General features: G+C 70.4%; 13 protein-coding genes. 3 read left to right on the top strand and 10 right to left on the bottom strand.

Going from position 1 to position 14,773, the window contains the following annotated elements:
- Window positions 1-57: 57 nt before the first annotated feature.
- Together ABT342_RS29160 and ABT342_RS29155 are read right to left on the bottom strand one after the other, a co-directional pair.
- A complete protein-coding gene (locus ABT342_RS29160) occupies window positions 58-1,107 on the bottom strand; it encodes an iron-siderophore ABC transporter substrate-binding protein (protein ID WP_351580320.1) in 1,050 nt (349 codons plus the stop codon).
- Window positions 1,108-1,228: 121 nt separating this feature from the next.
- Entirely contained in the window at window positions 1,229-2,581 is a 1,353-nt protein-coding gene (locus ABT342_RS29155) for a lysine N(6)-hydroxylase/L-ornithine N(5)-oxygenase family protein (RefSeq protein WP_351580317.1), read from the bottom strand.
- 259 nt (window positions 2,582-2,840) lie between these two features.
- On the opposite strand from ABT342_RS29155, the gene ABT342_RS29150 reads away from it, so the two are divergent.
- From ABT342_RS29150 to ABT342_RS29140, 3 genes are all read left to right on the top strand, one after another.
- Window positions 2,841-3,788: a methionyl-tRNA formyltransferase gene (locus ABT342_RS29150; RefSeq protein ID WP_351580314.1), complete on the top strand. Its 948-nt coding sequence runs from the start codon at window positions 2,841-2,843 to the stop codon at window positions 3,786-3,788.
- Window positions 3,789-3,808: 20 nt separating this feature from the next.
- Window positions 3,809-4,627 carry a dimethylargininase gene (gene ddaH, locus ABT342_RS29145; protein ID WP_351580311.1) on the top strand — a complete coding sequence of 273 codons (819 nt, stop codon included), beginning with the start codon at window positions 3,809-3,811 and terminating at the stop codon, window positions 4,625-4,627.
- A gap of 189 nt (window positions 4,628-4,816) precedes the next feature.
- Window positions 4,817-5,557 carry a MarR family winged helix-turn-helix transcriptional regulator gene (locus ABT342_RS29140; protein ID WP_351580308.1) on the top strand — a complete coding sequence of 247 codons (741 nt, stop codon included), beginning with the start codon at window positions 4,817-4,819 and terminating at the stop codon, window positions 5,555-5,557.
- 84 nt (window positions 5,558-5,641) lie between these two features.
- On the opposite strand, the gene ABT342_RS29135 is transcribed toward ABT342_RS29140, so the two are convergent.
- From ABT342_RS29135 to ABT342_RS29100, 8 genes are all read right to left on the bottom strand, one after another.
- Window positions 5,642-6,763, bottom strand: a complete 1,122-nt coding sequence (locus tag ABT342_RS29135; RefSeq protein WP_351580306.1) for an agmatine deiminase family protein — start codon at window positions 6,761-6,763, stop codon at window positions 5,642-5,644.
- Window positions 6,764-7,594, bottom strand: a complete 831-nt coding sequence (locus ABT342_RS29130) for an ABC transporter ATP-binding protein (RefSeq protein ID WP_351580303.1) — start codon at window positions 7,592-7,594, stop codon at window positions 6,764-6,766.
- A complete protein-coding gene (locus ABT342_RS29125) occupies window positions 7,587-8,570 on the bottom strand; it encodes an ABC transporter ATP-binding protein (protein ID WP_351580300.1) in 984 nt (327 codons plus the stop codon). The genes ABT342_RS29130 and ABT342_RS29125 overlap by 8 nt, the downstream gene beginning before the upstream one ends.
- Window positions 8,567-9,427: an ABC transporter permease gene (locus ABT342_RS29120; protein ID WP_351580297.1), complete on the bottom strand. Its 861-nt coding sequence runs from the start codon at window positions 9,425-9,427 to the stop codon at window positions 8,567-8,569. The genes ABT342_RS29125 and ABT342_RS29120 overlap by 4 nt, the downstream gene beginning before the upstream one ends.
- Entirely contained in the window at window positions 9,424-10,383 is a 960-nt protein-coding gene (locus ABT342_RS29115; protein WP_351580294.1) for an ABC transporter permease, read from the bottom strand. Before ABT342_RS29115 ends, ABT342_RS29120 begins: the two co-directional genes overlap by 4 nt.
- Complete coding sequence (locus ABT342_RS29110) at window positions 10,380-12,068, bottom strand: ABC transporter substrate-binding protein (RefSeq protein WP_351580291.1); 1,689 nt, start codon at window positions 12,066-12,068, stop codon at window positions 10,380-10,382. Before ABT342_RS29110 ends, ABT342_RS29115 begins: the two co-directional genes overlap by 4 nt.
- A gap of 124 nt (window positions 12,069-12,192) precedes the next feature.
- Window positions 12,193-13,218, bottom strand: a complete 1,026-nt coding sequence (locus ABT342_RS29105; RefSeq protein ID WP_351580288.1) for an agmatine deiminase family protein — start codon at window positions 13,216-13,218, stop codon at window positions 12,193-12,195.
- 112 nt (window positions 13,219-13,330) lie between these two features.
- Window positions 13,331-14,773 (bottom strand): urease subunit alpha (locus tag ABT342_RS29100; RefSeq protein ID WP_351580285.1); only part of this gene is annotated, 1,443 nt, incomplete at its 5' end.

Below are 14,773 nucleotides of genomic sequence, written 5' to 3'. Positions count from 1 at the left end.
GCGGTGCGCAGCCCGCCCGTCCGCGGGGCGACGGGCGGACGGGCGGGGCTGCGGGCACTACTTGATGGCCGTCAGCAGCGGCTCGATCTCGTCGATCGCGTAGGGGATCGACAGGACCGTGTTGAACGAGAAGGCGGCGCCGATGTCCGGGTCCTGGTACGGCACGAAGAGGTCGCGCTTCTCCTGGTTGACCTTCAGCTTCTTGTAGAGCGGCTCGGCCTTGATGCGGTCGTTGGCCTGTGTGCTGGAGGTGACCCAGACGACGCGGTCGACGTCGAGCACGTTCAGCTTCTCGGCGCTGAACTCGGCGACGTTCCAGCCCGGCTTGGCCATGGTGTCGATCTCGGGCTTCAGCTTGAAGCCGAGCTCGGCGAAGAAGATCGCCTTGGGGTCGGTCTTCGTGAAGGCCGAGTACTTGCCGGCCTCGAAGCTGTCGGCCACGGCCAGGGTCTTCGTGGCCCACTCGGGGTGCTTGTCACGGACGGCCTTGAAGCGGGCGTCGACGCCGACGATCAGCTTCTCGGTCTCGGCGTCCTTGCCGAGCGCCTTGCCGATCTGGCGGGTCATCACCTGCCAGGGGGCGCCGTAGTCGACGTGTCCCTTGGGCTGGGCGACGACCTTGGTGAACTTGGAGAGCGTGTCGTACTGCTCCTTCTTCATGCCGGAGTACTGGGCGATCACCAGGTCCGGCTTCAGGGCCGCGATCTTCTCGATGTTGTACTCGTCGCGCTCGCCCACGATCTGCGGTGGCGTGTCGCCCCACTTGTCCTTCGTCCACGGCCACTTGCCGTACGGCTGCTCCTTGAACCAGTCCACCGAGCCCACCGGCTTGACGCCGAGGGCGAGCACCGCGTCCTGGTCCGACAGGCCGAGGGTGACGATCTTCTTCGGCTCGGAATCGATCTTCGTGCTGCCGTACTTGTGCTCCACGGTGACCGGGAAGGCGGCGGACTTGGCGTTCGTGCCGGCGTCGCCCGACGGCTTGGACTCGCTCTTCTCGGCGCCGCCCCCACAGGCGGCCAGAGCGAGCGCGGCGACGGCGACGACGGCCACGCGGGGGATGTTTCTGACGAACCGCGTCAGCCCGGGGCGTGTACCACTGGACATGGATGTTCCTCTCACGGGGGTTTCACTGTGCGGCCGCGCCTGCCTGGGGTACGACAGCGCTACCCGGCGGAGCACGGCGGTGTGGGGGGCTGAACCAAAAGGCTGAACCGAAGGACAGGGCCTAGCGGCCCGTGCCGATCCCGCCGGCGACCGGGCGGACCTCGTCGGACGACACCCTGAGGCCCCGGTCGAGAATCGACTCCAGGATCTCGCCGACCCGGATGGCGGTGTTGGAGAGCAGCGACGACGTGATGCCGTGCGTGTGCTCGGTGCCGCCCTGGAGGTAGATGCCGCAGCGCAGCTCGGGGTCGGTCGCGACGCGGTAGTCCCGCTCGACGCGGACGCGGCCCTGGTCGTCGCGGTGGCAGCGGTCGGCGACGCCGCCGAGGAGGCCGAGGGCGTCGGCCTGCTGGTAGCCGGTGGCGAAGACCACGACGTCGGCGTCCAGTTGGTGGTCCTCGCCGGTGACGAGGGACTTGACGGTGGCGCGGACGCCGTCCGCGGTCTCGGTGACGCCGGTCAGACGGGACACGTTGATGAAGCGCAGCCGCTCGGCGCCGAGGACCTTCTCCTGGTACGCCTGCCGGTACAGGTCGTCGATGAGGTCGATGTCCACCACGGAGTAGTTCGTGTTGCCGTGATAGTCCATCAGCTTGCGCTTGATGTCGTCGGGGGCGGCGAAGTACTCGTCGACCGCGGCGGGGTCGAAGATGCGGTTGGCGAAGCTGCTGTCGTCGGCGGGGCTGTAGCCGTAGCGCGAGAAGACGGCGCAGACCTCCGCGTCGGGGAAGCGGCGGTGCAGGTAGGCGACGTTCTCGGCGGCGCTCTGGCCGGCGCCGACGACGATGAAGCGGGAGGGGTCGGTGCCCTCCAGGCCGTCGACCTTCGCCAGCAGCTCGGAGTTGTGCCAGACGCGGTCGCCGCGGTCGACGCCCTCGGGCATGAGCGGCCGCAGTCCGGTGCCGATGACGAGGTTGCGGGCCCGGTGGACGACCGTCTCGGACCCGGAACGGGCCGTCACGTCCAGGTACTCCAGCACTCCGTCGCGCATGACGGGCTCGACGGATATGACCTCGTGCCCGTAGGACACCATGTCGTCGACCTTGGCCGCGGCCCACTCGAAGTAGTCGTGGAACTCCACCCGCAGGGGGAACAGGTTCTTGTGGTTGACGAAGTCGATCAGCCGGCCCTTGCTCTGCAGGTAGCAGAGGAAGCTGTACTCGCTGGACGGGTTCCGGAGCGTCACCAGGTCCTTCAGGAAGGACACTTGCATCGTCGCGTCGTCGATCAGCATGCCCCGGTGCCAGCCGAAACGGGGCTGACGCTCGAAGAAGTGAGCGGTGACCGCCTCCTGCCTCCCCACGCGTGCGTTGTGCTCGCTGAGCGCTATCGCCATGGCCACGTTGGACGGCCCGAAGCCGATACCGATCAGGTCGTGGACCAGAGGTGCGTCACCAGGAAGAACCTGAGACATGTCACTCCCATCGTGCGGGACAACCGCCTGTCAACTGCGGGCAGGCGTGGGGAAACAGGGAGCCCAGGACACACCGGTGACCGGCGGCCGAGCGGAACTTAGGTAAAGCTAACCTGATCTGACCGGGCTGTCGATGGGGCGAAACGGACATGGCGCCACCAGCGACCCCCAAGTCACCGTCAATTCATGGTGTGTTGCGGACTTAGGTAAGCCTTGCTTTACTGGGCGCCGGTCATTCGCTCATCTGAGGAGGATCCCCATGCGGGTCGTCATGTTCGGTTATCAGACGTGGGGGCACCGCACCCTGCAAGCACTCCTGGATTCCGAGCACGACGTCGTGATGGTGGTGACGCACCCCAAGAGCGAGCACGCGTACGAGAAGATCTGGAGCGACTCGGTCGCCGACCTCGCCGAACAGCACGGCGTTCCCGTACTGATCCGCAACCGCCCCGATGACGAAGAGCTGTTCACCCGGCTCAAGGAGGCCGACCCGGACATCATCGTGGCCAACAACTGGCGCACGTGGATCCCTCCGCGCATCTTCAACCTCCCCCGCCACGGCACCCTGAACGTGCACGACTCGCTGCTTCCCAAGTACGCGGGCTTCTCGCCGCTGATCTGGGCCCTGATCAACGGCGAGCGTGAAGTGGGCGTCACCGCGCACATGATGGACGACGAGCTCGACGCCGGCGACATCGTGATCCAGCACGCCGTGGCGGTCGGGCCGAAGGACACCACCACCGACCTGTTCCACAAGACGGTCGACCTCATCGCCCCGGTCACCACCGGGGCACTCGACCTCATCGCGTCCGGCCGGACCGAGTTCACCAAGCAGGACCGGTCGCAGGCGAGCTTCTTCCACAAGCGGTCCGCCGAGGACATCCGCATCGACTGGCACTGGCCGGCCGAAGACCTCGAGCGCCTGGTCCGCGCCCAGTCCGCTCCGTATCCGAGCGCCTTCACCTTCCACAAGGGCAGGCGTCTGGAAGTGCTGGGCGCGGTCGTGTCCGAGGGCCGCTACGGCGGCACGCCGGGCCGCATCTTCTACCGCGAGGGTGACGGCGTTGTGATCGTCGCCGGAGCGGACGCCCGCACCGGCCGCAACCACGGCCTGGCCATCACCCGCGTACGTACCGAAGACGGCGAAGAGATGCCCGCGACCGACTACTTCACCTCGATGGGCGGCTACCTCACCAGCCGCCCCTGACGATCAGGAAGCCCACACCCATGCGCACAGCGCGTACTGCAAGGCCGCGCCACTACCTCATGTGCCGGCCCACCCACTTCGACGTGGTCTACTCCATCAACCCGTGGATGGACCCGACGAAGCCCGTCGACACCCCCTTGGCCATCGCCCAGTGGGAGCAGTTGCGCCGGGTCTACCTCGACCTCGGCCACACCGTCGACGTGATCGACCCCCTCCCCGGCCTGCCCGACATGGTCTTCGCCGCCAACGGCGCCACGGTCATCGACGGACGCGCCCTGGTGGCACGGTTCCGCGACGACGAGCGGGTGAACGAGGCTCCGGCCTACCACGACTGGCTGCGCGACCACGGCTTCACGCACCTGCGCACCGCCGGGTTCGTCAACGAGGGCGAGGGCGACTACCTCTTCACCGGTGAGTGGCTGCTCGCGGGCACCGGCTTCCGGAGCGACCCCCGCTCGCACGCGGAGGCCCAGGAGTACTTCGAGCGGCCCGTGATCAGCCTGCGGCTCGTCGATCCGCACTACTACCACCTGGACACCGCGCTCGCCGTCCTCGACGAGAAGACCATCGCCTACCACCCGGCGGCGTTCTCGCCGGGCAGCCACGCGGTCCTGCGCCAACTGTTCCCGGACGCGATCACCGTCGGCGACGCCGACGCCGCGGTCTTCGGACTCAACATGACGTCCGACGGCTACAACGTCGTCCTGCCGCAGGCCGCGACCGACCTGGCCGCGGCGCTGCGTGAGCGCGGCTTCAACCCGATCGGCGTCGACCTTTCGGAGCTCCTCAAGGCCGGCGGAAGCGTGAAGTGCTGCACGCTGGAGCTGCGTTCGGCCTAGCGGCCGCCCAGGGCCGCCGTCCCGGCCCGGGGGACGCACTCCCCCTCGTCGCCATGTGGATCAGCGAATCCCCGTGGCGGCGAGGGTTTTTGACGGTGTGACAGACTGTCGAACGATGCCCGCACAGCCGCAAGGGCCGTTTCGACGGCCGCTCTTCGACTCGGACGGGGAAGGGCGAAAAGGAGAGCAATGGAGCAGCCGGTCTTCTCAGGGACAGCCCACGACCCGTCCGGTGCCAAGTTCGCGATCGTCGCGGTGTCGAACATGCCGGCCGACTGGGCGGAGGTCTTCCGCGCCCTCGTGAACGCCGACCTGACCGTCGACACGACGACGGCGGAGAACGGCGAAGCCTTACGGGCCGCCGTACGCGCGGCGGCGGGCCCCGGCGAGGAGCGGACCGAACCCGCGTCCACGGGCGGCAGCGGGTGGGCAAAGGTCCCCGGGCCGCCGCCCAGGAGCATGACGCCACCGAGCGTGCTGGAGCTCAACGCCTACCTCATGTACGCGATCGGCAAGACCGCACGACGCAGGCTCTCGGAGAAGCTGACGGCCCGTGGACTGCGGCTGTGGCACCTGACCGTGCTGGCCATGGTCAGCGACCTCGGCCCCCAGCCCAAGGGCACCCTGGCAGCGCGGCTGGACATGAACCAGAGCGATCTGGTCAAGATCGTGGACGACCTGCTCCGGGCCGGCCAGGTCGCATGCGACCGCGACCCGGCCGACCGCCGTCGTGTCGTGGTGAGGCTCACCCCGGAGGGCAGGGCGGCGCTGGCCCGCCTCAACGCGGAGATCTCGTCCGCCGACGACGACCTCCTGGCACCGCTGAACGAAGCGGAACGAGTCCAGCTCGCGTCCCTGCTGCGCCGCCTGCACGGGCACCACGACACCGCCCCGGGCGTCGTCCGTGGCCAGGCCGGCCCGGCGGCCTGACCACGGACATCCGGCCGATGACGGCTCACGAACGGCCTGGGGCCTGTCTTTTGGATCAGCCCGGCAAGATCCGAAAGACAGGCCCTACGGGACGGGCTGCTGCTGGGTGACGCAGTGGATGCCGCCGCCTCCCGTGCCGAGGCGGTCGATGTTCAACTGCTCGACGGCACGGTCCGGGTAGAGGCGAGCCAGGGTCGCCCTCGCCGCCTCGTCGGCCCGCGTGTCGCCGAAGTGGGCACTGACGACGGCGCCGTTGCAGAGGTAGTAGTTGGCGTAGGAGGCGAGGAAGTCCCTGCTGGTGGAACGGATCTTGTTGTAGTCCGGGCCCTGGAGGCGCATCACGTCCATCGGGTCGCCCGCGGCGGTCGTCGAGGCGGACAGGATGCTGAACTGCCGGCGCGCGTCGCGGGCGTAGGCGTCGTTGTCGGAGGCGAGGGGGATCTGGACGAGGGCCTCGCCGGGGGCGAGGAACCGGGACGTCGCGTCGACGTGGTCGTCGGTGATGTCCTGGCCGCGCACGCCGTCGAACCAGATGACCTTGGAGGCGCCGTACGCGTCGCACATCGCCGTCTCGATCTGCCGCTCCGACATCCCCGGGTTGCGGTTGCGGTTCACCAGACTGCTGCGGGTGGCCATCAGGGTTCCGGCGCCGTCCTGCTCGATGGCACCTCCCTCGCCGACCAGGTCGGCGGAGGTGAACGGCACACCCACGTAGGCGGCGATCCGTCCGGCGACGAGAGCGTCCTTGGCGTGGGCCTGCTTGTTGCCCCAGCCGTTGAAGTTGAGGCCCACGGCGTCCAGACCGCCGGCCCCGTCCGTACGGAAGACGGGCCCGCTGTCGCGCATCCAGCAGTCGTCGACGGGGATGGAGCTGATGACGGTGACCGTGGAGCCGCACATCGAGCGGGCCTTGGCGGCGCTGCCGGAGTTGGCGCACATGACGACGGGTTCGTACTTCGCGATCGTCCGGGCGATCAGGGCGATGTCCGTCTGTACGCCGCTCAGCTTGCCGCCCCAGATGGAGGTGCTGTCCGGCCAGGCCATCCAGGTGCGGGTGTGGCGGACGTCCTCGACCGGGACCCGGAAGGTGCCCGCGACGGCGCGGGCCCTGTCCTGTGTCGTCATGGCGAACGCGGCGCCGGCGGCGGTCGCTCCGGCGGCGACGAGGAATCCTCGCCGGTTCAGGCCTCGGTTCAGGGTGGTCATTCATGCCTCCTGTGTGGGGGTGCCTGCGGGGTCGAGCAGCTCCTGGCGGGCTGCCGCGATCCGGTCCGGGTTCCAGCCGGGGTGCGGTACGGAGTCCAGGAGCAGCCGGGTGTACGGGTGCCGCGGTGCGGCGAGCACCTCGGCGGTGGGGCCTGCCTCGACGACACGGCCGTGGCGCATGACGAGGACCTCGTCGGTGACGCACCGGACCACGCCGAGGTCGTGGGTGATGAAGAGGTAGCCGATCCGGGTCTGTTCGCGGATGTCGGCGAGCAGGTTGAGGATCTGCGCCTGCACGGACACGTCGAGTGCGGCGACCGCCTCGTCCAGGACGAGGACGGCCGGTTCCACGGCGAGGGCGCGGGCGATGGCGACGCGCTGGCGCTGGCCGCCGGACAGCCGGCGGGGCAGCGCGTCGGCGGCGCGGGTGCCGAGGCCCACCTGGTCGAGGAGTTCACGGATCCGGGGCTCGGGGTCCCGGTCGGGGAAGTGCAGGCGCAGTGTCTCGCGCAGGACGTGCTCGACGCTCGTCCTCGGGTCGAGGGACAGGCAGGGGTCCTGGAAGACCATCTGCACCTCGCGTGCTCGGGCCAGGCGCCCGGCCCGCCCGCGGACACGGGTGGGCCGGGCCCGGCCCCGTACCCGCACCTCGCCCTCGTCGGCCCGCTCCAGGCCGACGACGATGCGGGCGGTGGTGGTCTTGCCCGAGCCGGAGCCGCCCACGATGCCGAGCGACCCCCCCTCGCGCAGGGTGAAGGACACGTCGTCCACGGCGCGTACGGTGTCGAAGGCGCGGCTCAGTCCGACGGCTTGCAGCAGGGGTTCAGGCATCGATGACCGCTCCTTCTCGCGCGAGGCGGTCGCTGTGGTGGCAGGCGGCGAGGTGTTCGGGAAGGCCGGGGGCGGGAAGCGTTTCGGGGGCCGTTTCCTCGCAGAGGTCGGTGGCGAGGGGGCAGCGGGCCGCGAACGCGCAGCCGGGCAGCGCGGTCCGCAGGTCGGGTGGCTGCCCGGGGATGGCGGCGAGTCTGCCGCCGGGGGTCGTCAGGCGGGGTGTGGAGGCGAGCAGGGCGGCGGTGTACGGGTGGCGGGGGCGCTCGAAGAGGACGTCGGCGGGGCCGGTCTCGGCGATCCGTCCGGCGTACATGACGTACACGCGGTCGCTGATCGCCGCCGCGAGGTCGAGGTCGTGGGTGACGAAGAGCAGTCCCGTGCGGAAGCTCGCGCGCAGCCGGGCGAGGAGGGCGATCACCTCGGCCTGGGTGGTGACGTCGAGCGCGGTGGTCGGCTCGTCGGCGAGGAGGAGGGCGGGATCGCCCATGAGCGCCGCGGCGATCACGACGCGTTGCAGCATGCCGCCGGACACCTGGCTCGGGTACTTCGCGAGAGCGGTGTCGTCCAGGCCGACCGTCCGGAGCAGTTCGACGGCGCGGGCGGTGGCGTCGGCCTCGTCCGTCCTGCCCGCCGAGCGGACGCCCTCGGTGAGGAAGTCGCCGATGCGGCGCAGCGGGTTGAGGGCGGCGCGCGGGTCCTGGTAGATCATGGCGACGGTGCCCGCGCGCAGCGCGCGCAGCCGGTCGGCGCCCATGGTGAGGACGTCGTGCCCCTCCACCAGGACGGCGCCTTCGACGGTGGCGCCGGGCGGCAGCAGCCCCAGGGCTCCGCGTGAGGTGAGGGTCTTCCCGGAGCCGGACTCGCCGACGAGGGCGACGGTCTCGCCGGGCCCGACGGTGAGGTCGACGCCGTCGAGGACGGGGCGGGCGGTGCCGGGAAGGGTGATCCGCAGGCCCTGGATGTCGAGTGTGGTCATCTGTCTCTCCTGGCGACGCGGTCGGCCCAGCGCTCGCCGACCACGTTGAACGCGACGACGGTCAGCACGACGAGGACGCACGGCAGGATCGCGGAGAGCGGGTAGCCGTGCTGGATGGCGGCCTGCCCGTCGAAGACCATGCGGCCCCAGTCGGGCGTGAGCGGCGGCACGCCGAGGCCGAGGAAGGACAGGCCTGCCAGGTCCATGAGGGCGTAGCCGAAGTTGATGGTGGACTGGGCGAGGACGACGGGGGCGATGTTGGGCAGGATGTGGCGCAGGCAGATCTGGAGCGCCGAGTGGCCCTGGACCTGATAGGCGCTGACGTAGGGGCGGGCGCGTTCGGCGAGGACGAGGGAGCGGGTGAGCCTGCTGACGTACGGCAGGTAGGCCACGCCGAGCGCGACGACGGGGGCGAGCAGGCCCTCCCCGTACACGGAGATGACGAGGATCGCCAGGAGCATTCCGGGGAAGGCGAAGACGAGTTCGGTGCAGCGGGAGAGGACGGAGTCCAGCCAGCCGCCGCGCCAGGCCGCGGCGGTGCCGACGGCGACCCCGGCGAGGGTGGAGAGGACGACGACGCCGAGCGGACCGAGCAGGGAGGTGCGGGCGCCGAGCAGGAGCCGGGAGAGGGTGTCGCGGCCGGCGGCGTCGACGCCGAGCGGATGGTCGGCGGAGGGCCCGGCGAGCGCGCCGCCCAGGTCGACGGCGTTGGGGTCGTGGGGTGCGGCCCAGGGGGCGAACAGCGCGGCGGCGACGACGAGGCCGACGAGGGCCAGGCAGACGAGGTGGAGCGGGGAGCGGTCGGACGCGGCGCGCAGTCCGGCGAGACCGGGCCGCCGGGTGAGGACGGCGGTCATGCGGTGGCCTCCCTCGACCCGAGGGTGATCCGGACGTCGACCAGGGGCAGCAGGAGGTCGACGAGCAGGTTCACCACCATGAACAGGGCCACGATGATGAGGGAGATGGCCTGGACGGTCGGGAAGTCCTTGGTCGTGGTGGCCAGTTCGAGGAGTTGTCCGATGCCGCCGATGCTGAAGGCGGTCTCCACGAGGATCGTGCAGACGAGCAGGGTGGAGATGATCAGCCCTCCGGTGGTGAGCACGGTCCCGAGCGAGTTGCGCAGCACATGGCGCCGGATGACCTGGCGTTCGGGTACGCCTCTGCTGCGGGCGACCGTCACGTGCTCGCTGCCGAGCGCTTCGAGCATGGCGGAGCGGGTGACCCGGGCGAGCATCCCGATCAGGTAGAGCGCGAGGGCGATCGCGGGCAGGGTCAGGTGCCAGACGGTGTCGAGGAAGCCGTCGCCCGCGCCGCTGCTGGGGAACCAGCCGAGGTTGACGGCGAAGAGTCCCTGGAGCAGGACGGCGGCGACGAAGGACGGGGTGCCGACGGCGAGGGTGGTGGCGACGAGGACGGTGGAGTCGGTCGCTCCGCCGCGTACGGCGGCGAGCCGGCCGAGGAACAGGCCGACGGCGACGACCACGACCAGCGCCATGGTGACCAGCAGCAGAGTGGTGGGCAGGCGGTCGGCCAGCAGCCGGGACACGTCGGTGCGGTAGGTGAGGGACCGGCCGAAGTCGCCCTGTGCCATGTCGCCGAGCCACCGCAGATAGCGGACCGCGAACGGGTCGTCGAGGTGGTATTGGGCGTTGACGGCGGCGAGTGCCTCCGGGGAGGCCGAGCGGCCGGACAGCAGGAAGCTCGCGGGGCTGCCGGGCGCCAGGTACATCGCGCCGAAGACGACGAACGACGCGACGAGGAGGGTGGCCGCCATCTCGGCGACCCGCCGTACGGCGAATCTCACGAAGTTCACGGCGCGGCCCCCACATCGGCGGCCCACGGGTAGTACATGTACGCGATGGTCGTCGGGGCGCCGGTGATCCTCTTGTTGAGGAAGACCGCGGTGGGCCACTCCGCGACCGGGATCCACGGCAGCCGCTCGGCGGCGTGCCTCTGGAGTTCGGTCTCGATCCGCAGGCGGCTGTCCCGGTCGTAGGTGGCGCCGGCGCGCTCGACCAGGTCGTCGTACCGCTTGTCGCTGTAGCCGGCGAAGTTGAGGTACGCGCCGGTCCTGAAGTTCGTCAGGAGGTCCAGCGGGTCGGTGATCGAGTCGTAGTAGGTGAGCGGGAACATGTCGATGCCCTCGCGCGCCCCGGGGTCGGTGAAGAGCGCCGTGAAGGCGTTGGGGGCGACGGACTTGACGCGGATGTCCAGCCCGATCTGGCTCCCGGCGGCCTGGACGGCGGTGGCGAGGAGGGAGACGTCCTGTCCGATCGAACTGGTGGCGACGGTCAGGGTCCTGCCGGTGGCGCCGGCCTCCTTGACGAGCGCTCGCGCCTTCTCGATGTCCCGGGTCGTGGACGGCAGTCCGTCGAACGCCGCCTTCCGCACCCGCGGTGACGCTCCCGCCCAGGCCGCCCGGCTGGTCAGCGAGTGGGTGACGGTGCCCGCGCCACCGAGCCCGGCCCGTACGAACCCGGAGCGGTCGAGGGCGAGGGAGAGGGCCCGTCGTACGCGTACGTCACCGAGCGCGCCCTTCATGTTGGTGATGCCGACGTTGACGGTGCTGAGGCCCTCCCCGAAGTAGAGGGTGCCGACGCCGCTGTCCTTCAGCCGGGCGTAACTCTCGGTGGGGATCAGGTAACCTCCGTCGGCCTCCCCGCTGAGCAGGGCGTTCGTCCGGGCGGAGGCGTCGGTGAGGAAGCGGAAGACGACTTCGCCGGCCTTGGCCCGGGTGCCCCAGTAGCCGTCGAAGCGCCGCAGCTCGAGCGACTGCCCCTTCTGCCAGTCACCGAGCGTGAATGGGCCGGTGCAGGCGAGGCCGCCGGAGGTGCCGTAGTCCTTTCCCGCGGCGGTGACCCCGGCCTTGGAGGCCACCACACCGGCGGCGGTCGCCATGTACTGGGGGAACTGCGAGTCGGGCTTCGTGAGCTTGACGGTGACCTGGAGCGGGCCGGTCTTCCGTACGGAGGCGACGTTCTGGAAGTTCTGCGCCCAGGCCGCGGCGTTGTCCGGGTCCATCTGGCGGCCGAGGCTGAAGACGACGTCGTCGGCGGTCATGGTCCGGCCGTCGTGGAAGCGCACCCCGCGCCGCAGGTCGTAGACCCAGGTGGTCGGGTCGGGGTTGGACGCCTTCTCGGCGAGGCCGGGTGCGAGGGTGAGCCCGGGCGTCCAGCGCATCAGGCTCTCGCAGACGTTGGAGAGGATGGTGTTCTGCGGGTAGTCGAACGCCATCGTGTAGTCGAGCGTGGGCGGCTCGGCGTAGACCGCCCAGGTGAAGGAGTCGATGTCCCCCTTGGGGCGGGGCGTGCCGGCGGACAGGGAGAACGAGGCCCCGGATCCGTCCGGTCCGCCCTGAGGGGGACCGGCGCAGGCGGCGAGGACGGCGACCGAGGACAGGACCGCGAGCGCCGCGCGCACGGCCGTAGCCGGGGCGGACCGGCCACGGCGCGGGCCGGCGCGGCGTCTTGAGACGCGGGGTGGAGGTGCGGTGGTCATCGTCGCGCTCACTTTCGGTACGGCGGGGCGGGGGCTGCCGGACCGCGAGTCCGGTCCGGCAGCGAGGTGTCGTGCGGGCTTACGCGGGGGGTGCGCCGGATGACGCGGTGGGACGCGCGGTGGGTTACGCGGCGGGATGCGCGGTGGGCCGCGGCACCGGGATCTGCTGGGTGATGCAGTGGACGCCGCCCCCGCCGTACGCGATCACCGGCGCCGGTACGCCGACGACCTTGCGGTCCGGGTACGCCGCGGCGATCACCTCCAGCGCGGCCATGTCCTGGGGCACCCCGGCCACCGGGACGACCACACCGCCGTTGGCGACGTAGTAGTTGAGGTACGAGACCTCGACGCGGCCGCCGGCGACCTCGGTGAACGCGGTCTGGGGGACGTCGACGATCTCCAGGGCGCGGCCCCGGGCGTCGGTCGAGACCTCCAGGACGGCGCGGTTGGCGCGCATCCGGGCGTGGTCGGGGTGGGCCGGGTCGTCGGGCAGGGAGACGACGACCTTGCCGGGGGCGGCGAAGGCGCAGACGCCGTCGACGTGGCCGTCGGTCTCGGTGTCGAGCAGACCGCCGTACGGGAGCCAGATGACCTTGTCGACACCGAGCCGCGTCTTCAGCTCGGCCTCGATCTGCTCCCGGGTCATGCCCGGGTTGCGGTTGGGGTGGAGGAGGCACTGCTCGGTGGTGATGAGGGTGCCCTCGCCGTCGACGGTGATCGCCCCGCCCTCCAGGATCATGTCGGAGGCGATGCGGTCGACGCCGAGGTGCTCCAGGAGCAGGGCGCTGACCCGGTCGTCGGAGTCGTACGGGTGGTGCTTGCGGCCCCAGGCGTTGAAGCGGAAGTCGACACCGGCCCGGCGTCCGTCGCCGTCCAGGACGAACAGCGGCGCGGAGTCCCGGAACCAGGAGTCGTCCAGGGGCAGTTCCACCACGGTGATGTCGTCACCGCAGTGGGCGCGGGCGTCGTCGCCGAAGCCGGGCGGGGCGACCATGGTCACGGGCTCGAAGCGCGCGATGGCGCGGGCGACATCGGCGTACTCCTGCTTCACGGCGTCCAGGACGCCGTCCCACAGGTCCACGCGGGTGGGCCAGGCCATCAGGCAGCCCTCGTGCTCGGACCACTCGGCGGGCATACGGAACGCGGTCATTGCCTGACTCATTTCAGTCGGTGGGAAGGAATCGTGGACCTAACTGAATTTTCAGTCAAGCCTTTGGGTGTGAAGAACGTGAGGGAGCGGGAGCGGAAGCGAGGGATCGGTCTCAGAGGAAGTAGAGACGGCTGAGGGAGACCTCGTGCGCCGGCTCCGAACGCAGGGGCTCTCCGTCGAGCGTCACCAGACCGTCGCGCGCGTCGACCCGGACGTCTCCCAGGCGCGTGTTGAGGAGCAGGTCCTTGGGGCCGATGCCGCGGGTGCCCCGTACGCCGACCCGGCGGCGGCGGGTGGGCATCTGGTCGTTGCCGAGCGCGGCCGCGGCCTGGGAGACGAAGGCCACGGAGATGTCCGCCGGGGTGGCGCCGTGGGCGCCGAACAGGGGGCCCAGCACGAGCGGTTCGCAGGTGTCGGTGGCGGCGTTCGGGTCGCCGGTGACGCCCCACGCCGGGAAGCCGTTCTTGATGACCATCTGCGGCTTGGCGCCGAAGTACTGCGGCCGCCACAGCACGATGTCGGCCATCTTGCCCACCTCGATCGAGCCGATCTCGTGGGCCAGACCGTGGGCGATCGCGGGGTTGATGGTCAGCTTGGCCATGTAGCGCAGCACGCGTGCGTTGTCGTCGTGGGCGCCGTCGCCGTCCATGGGGCCGAGTTCGGCCTTCATCTTTCCGGCCATGGCGAAGGTGCGGCGTACGGTCTCGCCGGCGCGGCCCATGCCCTGGGCGTCGGAGGAGGTGATGCCGATGGCGCCGAGGTCGTGCAGGACGTCTTCGGCGCCCATCGTTCCGGCGCGGATGCGGTCGCGGGCCATGGCGGCGTCGCCGGGCAGGTCGGTCTTCAGGTCGTGGACCGAGACGATCATGCCGTAGTGCTCGGCGACCGCGTCGCGGCCGAAGGGCAGGGTCGGGTTGGTGGAGGAGCCGATGACGTTCGGCACGCCCGCCATCTTCAGCACGTTGGGTACGTGTCCGCCGCCGCAGCCCTCGATGTGGAAGGCGTGGATCGTGCGGCCGTCCAGCACGCTGAGGGTGTCCTCGACCGACAGGCACTCGTTCAGGCCGTCACTGTGCAGGGCGACCTGCACGTCATACTCCTCGGCCACCCGCAGAGCGGTGTCCAGAGCACGGGTATGCGCGCCCATGTCCTCGTGGACCTTGAACCCGGACGCACCACCCTCCGCCAGCGCCTCCACCAACGGGGCCTCACCGGAGGACGAGCCGCGCGCCAGGAACCCGATATTGACCGGCCAGGCATCGAAGGCATTGAAAGCGTGCCGCAGCGCCCAGGGCGAGTTGACACCGACACCCCAACTCGGGCCGATCTCCTGACCGATGATCGTGGTGACGCCGCTCGCCAGCGATGCCTCCATGATCCGCGGGGAGAGAAGATGGACATGTGTGTCGACGGCACCGGCGGTGGCGATCAGCCCCTCGCCCGGGATCATCGTCGTCCCCGTTCCGACGACGACGTCGACGCCGTCGAGGGTGTCCGGGTTGCCCGCGCGTCCGATACCCGTGATCCGGCCCTCGCGGATCCCGATCGACACCTT

The sequence above is a fragment of the Streptomyces sp. NPDC000410 genome, assembly GCF_040300305.1.
Lineage (GTDB): Bacteria > Actinomycetota > Actinomycetes > Streptomycetales > Streptomycetaceae > Streptomyces.
The sequence above is the reverse complement of the archived record's forward strand: the minus strand, read 5'-3'. Positions and strand labels throughout refer to the sequence as shown.